The following is a 1,092-nucleotide window of genomic DNA, read 5'->3' as shown; positions in this document are numbered from 1 at the left end:
GAGGAAGGCAACGTGCCCGCCGATGTCTCGCTGCAGGTGCTGGTGCAGTGCCGACCGGAGTTGATCACCCGCACCTTCGAGGCGCTGAAGGGCGCCACCAACCCGATCGTCCATTTCTACAATTCGACCAGCGAGCTGCAGCGTCGCGTCGTCTTCGAAAAGGACGTCGGCGGCATCAAGCGCATCGCCACCGACGCCGCCAAGATGATCACCGACATGGCGGCCAAGGCCGGCGGAGGCTTTCGTTTCGAGTATTCGCCGGAGAGCTTTACCGGCACCGAGCTGGAAGTGGCGCTGGAGATCTGCAACGCCGTCACAGAGATCGTCAGGCCGACGGCGGACAACAAGCTGATCATCAACCTGCCCTCGACGGTCGAGATGTCGACCCCCAACATCTATGCCGACCGCATCGAGTGGATGTGCCGCAACCTCGACAACCGGGAAAACCTGCTGGTCTCGCTGCATCCGCACAATGACCGCGGCACCGGCATCGCCACCACCGAGCTCGGCCTGATGGCCGGCGCCGACCGTGTCGAAGGCACGCTGTTCGGCAATGGCGAGCGCACCGGCAATGTCGACATCGTCACGCTGGCGCTGAACATGTACACGCAAGGTGTCGATCCCTTGATCGATTGCTCCGACATCAACCGGATGAAGGACGTCTACGAATATTCGAACCAGTTGAAGATCCCCGAGCGCCATCCCTATGTCGGCGAACTCGTCTACACCGCCTTTTCCGGTTCGCACCAGGATGCCATCAACAAGGGCATGAAGGCGCTGAAGAAGGCCAATACGAGCCTGTGGGAAGTGCCCTATCTGCCGATCGACCCGGCCGATGTCGGACGCAGCTACGAAGCCATCATCCGCATCAATTCGCAGTCCGGCAAGGGCGGCATCGCCTATGTGCTGCAGGCCGATTACGGCCTCAACCTGCCGCGCAATCTGCAGATCGAGTTCAGCCAGGAAATCCAGGCGATCACCGATGCCGAGGGCAAGGAAGTGCCGGCCAGACGCATCTACGAGCGCTTTATCGAGACCTATGTCGACCAGCCCGGCGCGCGGCTGAAATTCCTCGATCACCACACCTATCCC

1 protein-coding gene is annotated in these 1,092 nt (G+C 61.3%); it reads left to right on the top strand.

Annotated elements, in window-relative coordinates:
• Nucleotides 1-1,092, top strand: a 1,092-nt coding sequence (locus tag EN750_RS35720; protein ID WP_127399374.1) for a 2-isopropylmalate synthase, incomplete at both ends; no start/stop codon positions are given.

Source organism: Mesorhizobium sp. M7A.F.Ca.ET.027.03.2.1 (assembly GCF_003999175.1).
Classification (GTDB): Bacteria; Pseudomonadota; Alphaproteobacteria; order Rhizobiales; family Rhizobiaceae; genus Mesorhizobium.
The sequence above is the reverse complement of the archived record's forward strand: the minus strand, read 5'-3'. Positions and strand labels throughout refer to the sequence as shown.